Origin of the sequence: uncultured Campylobacter sp., assembly GCF_938045345.1 — a bacterium.
Taxonomy (GTDB): Bacteria; Campylobacterota; Campylobacteria; order Campylobacterales; family Campylobacteraceae; genus Campylobacter_B.
In genome coordinates this window covers 1-7,488 of record NZ_CALIMS010000027.1, presented here as the reverse complement: position 1 = coordinate 7,488, position 7,488 = coordinate 1, and the positions used below count along the sequence as shown (strand labels likewise).

7 protein-coding genes and 1 pseudogene are annotated in these 7,488 nt (G+C 46.3%); 6 read left to right on the top strand and 2 right to left on the bottom strand.

Features of this window, described 5'->3' with window-relative positions:
* Positions 1-491 (top strand): methionine adenosyltransferase domain-containing protein (locus Q0144_RS05725; protein WP_298062501.1); only part of this gene is annotated, 491 nt, incomplete at its 5' end.
* Positions 492-1,512: 1,021 nt separating this feature from the next.
* Here Q0144_RS05725 and dctP read toward each other — a convergent pair.
* The gene (dctP, locus tag Q0144_RS05720; protein ID WP_005871786.1) at positions 1,513-2,697 is read right to left on the bottom strand and encodes a TRAP transporter substrate-binding protein DctP; all 1,185 of its coding nucleotides are present in this window, start codon (positions 2,695-2,697) and stop codon (positions 1,513-1,515) included.
* Between the two features lie 121 nt (positions 2,698-2,818).
* Here dctP and Q0144_RS05715 point away from each other — a divergent pair, with 121 nt between their 5' ends.
* Entirely contained in the window at positions 2,819-4,165 is a 1,347-nt protein-coding gene (locus Q0144_RS05715; protein ID WP_298062500.1) for an FAD-dependent oxidoreductase, read from the top strand.
* 34 nt (positions 4,166-4,199) lie between these two features.
* Here the strand turns inward: Q0144_RS05715 and Q0144_RS05710 are convergent, their stop codons facing one another.
* Complete coding sequence (locus tag Q0144_RS05710) at positions 4,200-4,367, bottom strand: hypothetical protein (protein WP_298062498.1); 168 nt, start codon at positions 4,365-4,367, stop codon at positions 4,200-4,202.
* Between the two features lie 109 nt (positions 4,368-4,476).
* Here Q0144_RS05710 and pyk point away from each other — a divergent pair, with 109 nt between their 5' ends.
* The 4 genes and pseudogenes from pyk to Q0144_RS05690 form a co-directional block, all read left to right on the top strand.
* Positions 4,477-5,946, top strand: a complete 1,470-nt coding sequence (gene pyk, locus Q0144_RS05705) for a pyruvate kinase (protein ID WP_298062496.1) — start codon at positions 4,477-4,479, stop codon at positions 5,944-5,946.
* A gap of 425 nt (positions 5,947-6,371) precedes the next feature.
* Positions 6,372-6,773, top strand: a complete 402-nt coding sequence (locus tag Q0144_RS05700) for an aryl sulfotransferase (RefSeq protein ID WP_298062495.1) — start codon at positions 6,372-6,374, stop codon at positions 6,771-6,773.
* On the top strand, positions 6,766-7,026 hold the full coding sequence (locus tag Q0144_RS05695) for a heavy metal-associated domain-containing protein (protein WP_298062493.1): 261 nt from the start codon (positions 6,766-6,768) through the stop codon (positions 7,024-7,026). Before Q0144_RS05700 ends, Q0144_RS05695 begins: the two co-directional genes overlap by 8 nt.
* Positions 7,027-7,304: 278 nt before the next feature.
* Positions 7,305-7,488, top strand: a pseudogene (locus Q0144_RS05690) (aminoacyl-histidine dipeptidase); the annotation flags it as partial.

Here is a 7,488-nt window from a genome sequence, read left to right as displayed (position 1 = left end):
ACCCGACCGGCCGCTACGTAAATCACAGCTCGCTTCACGACAGCGGCCTAACGGGACGCAAACTGATCGTCGATAGCTTCGGCGGCTACAGCCCGATAGGTGGCGGCGCTCAAAGCAGTAAGGACTATACCAAAGTCGATCGCAGCGGGCTTTATGCGGCGCGTTATATCGCCAAAAACATCGTCGCGGCGGGGCTTGCGAAAAAATGCATCGTCCAGCTCAGCTACGCAATCGGCGTCGCAAAGCCCGTCAGCGTCAGCGTCGATTGCATGGGGACGAATTTAGGCGCAGCGAGCGACGATGAGCTATCTGCTTTCGTGCTTGAAAAATTCCCGCTCACGCCGCGCTGGATCATCGATAAATTCGGCCTTGATCGCCCGGGTAAAGGAAGCTTTCTCTACGCCGACGTCGCCGCACGCGGACAGGTCGGAAACGACGAATACCCGTGGGAGCAGCTTGACGGCGTGGAGCTTTTTAGAGCTTTGAAATAGGATTTACGCTTTGCAGTAGCGCCTTTTTAGCTTACGACATTCGCTAGGCTTGCAGCAGCGTGCCTAGCTCAATATTCTACGCGGCTTTGCATGCCATGTAATTTTATCGCGCGCCCAAAAGTAGCGTTGCAGCAAAATTCTGCATCAAAATTCTAAGCCGTGAATTTAAGAGTTTTCACAGGTAGAATCGAATTTTAAAATTTTAAGCCCAGCTCGCGCAAAATTTTAAAATTGGCGCAGTGAAATTCCAAGGCTGAGCCCGTCTAGTCTAGTGATAAATTCTAACTAGAGCAGGCTTTAAAAGTATTTGCATACAAGCTTTAAATCTGCAATCGCTTAAAATGAAATTTGACCTACAAAATTTTTTCTAACGCGCTTTTTACTTAATCTCCGAAAGACAAAATTTTAAATTCTCCCTACTTGTGATGTTTAAGCGTGTAGATTTTAAAATTTTGCCATTTTATTTGAAGTTTGCCGCTTTTATTTAGCAAGAAAACCCCCGAAGCAAATTTCATTTAAAAGCGATATCGGCAAGACAAAAACATTAAAATTTTAAAATGTGGAATTTATGAATGTTACCGATTTAAAATCGCAGATTAGCACGCTTCGCCGAAGCTCCCCCGCTAACTACGCGAAATGAAAAAGCAAGATTAAATTCTCTCTCTCGCTTAATGTCACCCGCAAGCAAGCACGGCAAAATATCAAGATTAAATAACATAAGAGATAAAAGAATAAGACAAAAGGAGGAGGCTTAAAGCTTTCTAAAATTCTAGCCTTGTGCGGCGGCGACCGAGCGGCTTTTAAACTAGGCTTTAAACGCAGTGATTCGAATTACGCGCCTTAACTTAAATGCTAAAGCAGCGATAAAATTTTATCGCTGCTTTCATAAATTAAAATTTTAAAGATACTCCGAGCTACGCAGCTGCAATACACTTCGCCTAAATCTACTAAATTAGCGACCGAATTTAAGCCGCTTCTTGACTTGATGCTAGGTTTTTATGCGTAACTTAAAAGCGAAGCACTATTTCGTCTGATTATCCTCGTTTTTTGGGGCGGCAGTGCTTGCATTTATCTCGCTGGCTGCGCTATTTACGGGCTCAGGAACAGAGATTTTTTTCACTGAAGCGGTGAAATTCTGCTCGGCTTCAACGTCGCCCGTTTTTTCGATATATGTAAAATCGCCCATCTTCGTCCACGTTCTAGCTTTAGCTAAAAACGCCTTTTGGCTCTCCCAAATCTCTTTGAAATCGGGATTTTTCTCGCTTTCTTCGGCTAAAATTTCATCCGTCGCCTTGCGAAGCGCACGCATAATTTCAGGCGAAAAAGAGCGAATCTGAACGTTCGGATATTTCTTTTTGATCTCGTCCCAAATTATTACGTTTTTATAAAACGTCTCGTTTTCTGCGTATTCGCGCGCCTTTGCGATAGAGGCTTCCAGGATATTTTGCAAATCCTTAGGAAGCTTCTGCCAAGTTTGTAGATTTATCACTATCTGCTGCTCGCTAGCGGGTTCTTGCCATCCCGTATAATAGTAATTTGCGACCTTGTGAAAGCCTAGAGGTATATCAAAGCTAGGACTTGCCCACTCGACCGCATCGATAGTACCCATCTCTAGCGCCATATATAGCTCACCTACCGGTATCGTAGCGACTGCGACGCCAAGGCGGCTCATAACCTCCCCGCCAAAGCTTGGAATTCTAAATTTAAGCCCTTTTAGATCATCTAGCGTATTAATCTCTTTTTTAAACCAACCACCCATCTGCATACCGCTATTTAGGATATTAAAAACCTTTAGATTGCTTTTAGCATAGAATTTATCGGCTAGCTCCTTGCCTCCGCCGAAGTAATACCAAGCGTGCTGTTCGTCTTTCGTCATACCAAAAGGCACGGTCGTGAACAGCATATTTGCGCTATTTTTACCTTTATAATAGTAGCTCGCAGTATAGCCTAAATCGTATTGTCCGTTTTTGACCATATCATAGATCGCAAAAGGTGCTTTATGTTTGCTAGGCGCGTCGATGCTGATTTTCAGCCTGCCATCAGACATACTATCTGCAAGATCTGCCATCCGCTTGGCGACATCGCCTACGATAGGCATACTAAGCTCGTAAGTCTGAGCTAGCTTAAGGCGATAAACTTTCTTATCTGCGCCCCACAGCGACGTGGCTATAATCAAACTTAATCCGACAAGAATCGATTTTTTCATATACTACTCCCAAAATGAAATGGTGCGAATTTTATATAAAATCATCTAAATTCACGCTTTTATAACTAGCTTTTAAGCGAAATTTTCGCACAATTGCAGCCAAATTCGATAAGGAAAGGGCATGCAAGAAAAACATTACGAAGTAATCATCATAGGCGGCGGTATCACGGGCAGCGCGCTAGCATATGTACTGGCGGAATTTAGCGGAATCAAAAATATCGCTCTACTTGAAAAATACGAAGGGCTTGCGACACTAAATTCTAAAGCCAGTGCAAATTCCCAGACGATTCATTGCGGCGACATCGAGACCAACTACGACCTGCAAAAAGCGACCGAAGTCAAGCGCAAGGCGGATATGATCGTGAAATATTGCCAAAAGCACGGATATGAGAATAAATTTTTATTTCAGGGGCAGAAAATGGCTCTTGGCGTGGGCGAAAGTGAGGTAGAGCTAATTAAAGAGCGCTTTGAGAAATTTAAAGAGCTTTATCCGTATTTGCAGCTTTTCGACAAGGAAGAGCTCAAAAAAATCGAGCCCAAGCTAGTTTTTGACGGGCGCGGCGAGGAGCGAGCGGAGGATATCATCGCGATGGGCGTACAATCGGGAGTTTACACGACGATCGATTACGGCGCGATGGCGAATTCCTTCGTGCAAAACGCTAAAAACGTGGAGGGCAAAACCTGCGATCTGTACCTCAACACCGAAGTGCAAAACATCACTAAAGTAGGCGATAAGTTCTATATCCGCACCGCAAATAGACTCTCGCTAAGCGCTGATTTCGTAGTCGTAGATGCTGGCGCCCACTCGCTGTGGCTAGCGCACAAAATGGGGCTGGGGCAGGATCTTAGCACGATCTGCATCGCGGGCAGCTTCTATCTAACCAAGCAAAAGCTTCTAAATGGCAAGGTTTACATGATGCAAAACCCAAAGCTTCCATTTGCCGCGCTTCACGGCGATCCGGATTTGCTCGCAGGCGGCTGCACGAGATTTGGCCCTACCGCGCTTACGATGCCGAAGCTCGAGCGCTACAAGGGCTGTCGTTCGGTGCCGGAATTTTTTCAATCATTAAATTTTGACATGGACGTAGCCAAGGTTATTTGGCAAAATTTTGGCGATAGCGAGGTAAGGGACTTCTTAATCCGCAATATAGGCTTTGAGATACCGATTTTAGGTAAAAAGCTTTTCGTCAAAAATGCGCGCAAGATCATACCTAGCATCCGCGAGGAGGATATTTATTATGCCAAGGGCTTTGGCGGCGTGCGCCCACAAGTAATCTCACACTCGCAAAAAAAGCTGCTTTTAGGCGAAGCTAGAATAGGCGAAAATCCAGGGATTATCTTTAATATGACCCCAAGCCCCGGCGCTACGAGCTGCTTAGGCAACGCACTTCGCGACGCAAAAAGTGCCTGCGAATATTTGGGAGTGAGCTTTGATGATACAAAATTTGACGCGGAAATGATGCGATAAAGAGGAATTTTTAAATTTCGCTCGGGCAAGAATTTTAAAATTTTACTTCGGCGAGGATTTTAGAATTTTGCTCGCGCTTCACGTATATAGAGAGTTTTAAAATTTCATTCAAACGCGAATTTTTAGAATTTAACCTGCACTGCAAGCTATGAAATTTTAAAATTTCACCATGCCGTAGAATTCTAAAATTCTCACGCACCATAAAATTTTAAAATTCCTTCGTCTAACGAATTTTAAAATTTAGAAATTTCAAAATTTTGCGCAAAATTTCGCCTAATGCGGCGATAAATTTTAAATTTAAAGGAGAAAAGATGCTTAAAAAAACCAAAATCCTAGCGACCATCGGGCCCGCAAGCGATGGCGAAGAGATGATGAGCGCGATGGTAAAGGCGGGCTGCAACGCCTTTAGGATGAACTTCAGCCACGGCACGCACGAGTATCACGAGGTAAATTTAAACAAAATTCGCGCCGTAGAAAAGAGCCTGGGCGTACGAATAGGCGTCTTTCAGGACATCAGCGGCCCAAAGATCCGCGTCGGCAAACTAGAGGAAAATTTTAAATTAAAAACGGGCGATAAAATCACCTTCCTTCCTCGCGAAGTCATCGGCAAAAAGATCGCTGATGGCGAATACGAGCTGTGTATCAACCACCCTGAAATTTTGCCGCTGATGAAGACGGGCGAGTTTATCTACCTCTACGACGGCTCGATCCGCGCCAAGGTAGTCGCGGTAAGCGAGCAAGGCGTGCGAGCGGTGCTCGAAAACGACGGCTTTTTAAGCTCGAATAAGGGGGTGAACTTTCCAAACACCCGCCTAAATATCGACGTCATCACGCAAAAAGACCTCGAGGATCTGCGCTGGGGCGCGGCGCACGGCGTAAATTTCGTAGGCATCTCCTTCGTGCAGTCTCAAAACGACATCCTGCGCGTGCGCGAAATTTTAAACTCGCTAGGCTCAAAAGCTAAAATTTACGCCAAGATCGAGAAATTCGACGCGGTCGAAAATATAGAGCAGATCATCGAAGCAAGCGACGGTATAATGGTCGCGCGCGGAGATCTGGGCATCGAGATGCCGTTTTATGAGATCCCGCGCATCCAAAAGCGCATCATAGCGTTAGCCAACGCCCGCTCAAAGCCCGTCATCACCGCCACGCAGATGATGCTTAGCATGACCGAGCACGAGCGCGCCACCAGAGCCGAGATCAGCGACGTCGCAAACGCCGTGCTCGACGGCACCGACGCCGTGATGCTAAGCGAGGAAAGCGCCATCGGCAAAAACCCCGCAGCCGTGGTCGCCGCGATGAGCGAGACGATCCGCGAGACCGAAAAGATCTATCCTTACGATAAATTTAACGATTACGATTTCTACGACGAGACCGATATGATCACCTCAAGCACCGCAGCGCTCGCCGCAAGACTGAGCGCGGGCGCGATACTTTCGATCACGGGCTCGGGGCGCTCGGCGATCAAACTCGCACGCAACCGCGCCAAAATCGACGTCATCGCAATCGCACACGACGAGCAGACCGCGCACGCGCTAAGTCTCGTGTGGGGCGTAAATCCAGCGATGGTTAAGGAAAAAACGAGCATCAATTCGCTGCTAGCACGTATCATAAACGAGGCTCTGCAGCGCGGGCTCATCGAAGAAGGCGGCACCTACGTGATGACGGCGGGCTTTCAAAGCGGCCATCCCGGCAGCACCGACTACATCCGCATCATCAAAAAAGATCAGATCGATTTCTACCGCAACGCGGCAAAAACGGGCTTTAGCGGTAAAATTTAAAGCGTAGCCAAAGGTCATAAAGTCAGAGGCTGCAGCTAAATTTAATTTCGCTACGAGATTACGAGCAGCAACGTCGCGTTTATGTCGTGATAGAATTTGCTAAATTTAATTCCATTACGAAATGACGGTGCAGGATTTAGCCGCTAAAGCTTTGGTTCATTTCGACGGCTTTTATTTCACGCAGATCAAGAACGAGCGCGCGAACATTTACGCCTTTGATTTCATGGCTCACCGCGGACTGGCAAATTTATTTTATGCGACACCGCGCAATGCCGCGGTCGGTTTATAGCCGCATTCAGCGATAAATGACTAGCATACGATGCTTAAAAGGGTGAAATTTAAATTTAAAATTTGCAGATAAAATTCCGCGCCAAAAGCCGGCTAAGGCGCGACAAGATTATTAAGATTATACTTAAAGGCAAAATTTGAAAACCGAACTAGAAAATTCCGCGCAAGAAACCTTGACGCAAAAGCGAGAATATCCTGGCAAAAATCGCTTCAGCACGCGCAGTCTATGGCTGATATTCGCCGCGATTTTTAGCGCGATTGCCACGACGTTTTGTTGCCTACCCGCGCTTTTATTTTTGATTTTCGGCGCGAGCTTTTCCATTTTTTCAGGCGCAGAGGCGCTGGAAGGTTACCGCGCGCCACTCTCTGTGCTAGCGCTTTTTTGCTTCGCGCTTTCCGCGTTTTTCTTTTTCAAAAGACCGCGCACATGCTCGCTGCAAAGCGGGCGCAAAAAATGGATTCTGATCTACGTGCTCTTAGGAGCCTTGCTTGCCTTTATGCTTACATATCCCGAAATTTTAGGAGGGCTTTATGCGTAAAATTTTGTTTTTGATGCTTGGATTTACGGCGCTTTTTGCCGACAAAGAGGTTAAAATTTACGTGGAAAAAATCCACTGCCCGCTCTGCACCGCGATCGTGCGAAAGGCGCTTTTGCAAACACCAGGCGTGATAAGCGCGAAGGTTTCACAGCAGAGCAAAACCGCGACCGTCGCGGCAAAGGATTATGCAAACGAGACCGCGATGCTTGAGGCAATCGCTAAAACGGGCTATGAAGGCGTAATCGTAAAATAAAAATCCCCGGCAAAATTCTGACTAAATTTTAAATAAAATTCTTGCTAAATTTCGGTAAAATTCATGCGACTTTGCATAAAATTTCATTTTGCGCGGCTTGCCTGCAGCGTAAACTAGCGCGATTGAAATCTGCGCGTATTTTGCGGAAGCGCTATGTCGGCGCGATCGCGTTTAAATTTAACAGAATTTCGCAAGCGCTTAAGCGAGTGCGGTTGCTTTTAAATTCAACGGGCGTGTCGCAATAACGCGCGGATATAATAAATTCAAAAGGAGCAAACATGCAAGAAAACGAGGTTATGAACGATTTTAAGAGGCTATGCGAAATTCCTCACTGCAGCTGCGAAACGGAGCAGATGAGGGAGTTTTTGGCGGATTTTGCGCGCTCTCAGGGCTTTAGCGTAAACATTGATGAGGCGGGCAATATCCACGCCGTAAAGGGCGAGCCTAAAATCTGCCTGCAAA

Coding starts and splice junctions, on each gene's coding strand:
- dctP (WP_005871786.1), bottom strand. CDS start 2,697: ATGAAAAAATCGATTCTTGTCGGATTAAGTTTGATTATAGCCACGTCG.
- Q0144_RS05715 (WP_298062500.1), top strand. CDS start 2,819: ATGCAAGAAAAACATTACGAAGTAATCATCATAGGCGGCGGTATCACG.
- Q0144_RS05710 (WP_298062498.1), bottom strand. CDS start 4,367: ATGGTGCGTGAGAATTTTAGAATTCTACGGCATGGTGAAATTTTAAAA.
- pyk (WP_298062496.1), top strand. CDS start 4,477: ATGCTTAAAAAAACCAAAATCCTAGCGACCATCGGGCCCGCAAGCGAT.
- Q0144_RS05695 (WP_298062493.1), top strand. CDS start 6,766: ATGCGTAAAATTTTGTTTTTGATGCTTGGATTTACGGCGCTTTTTGCC.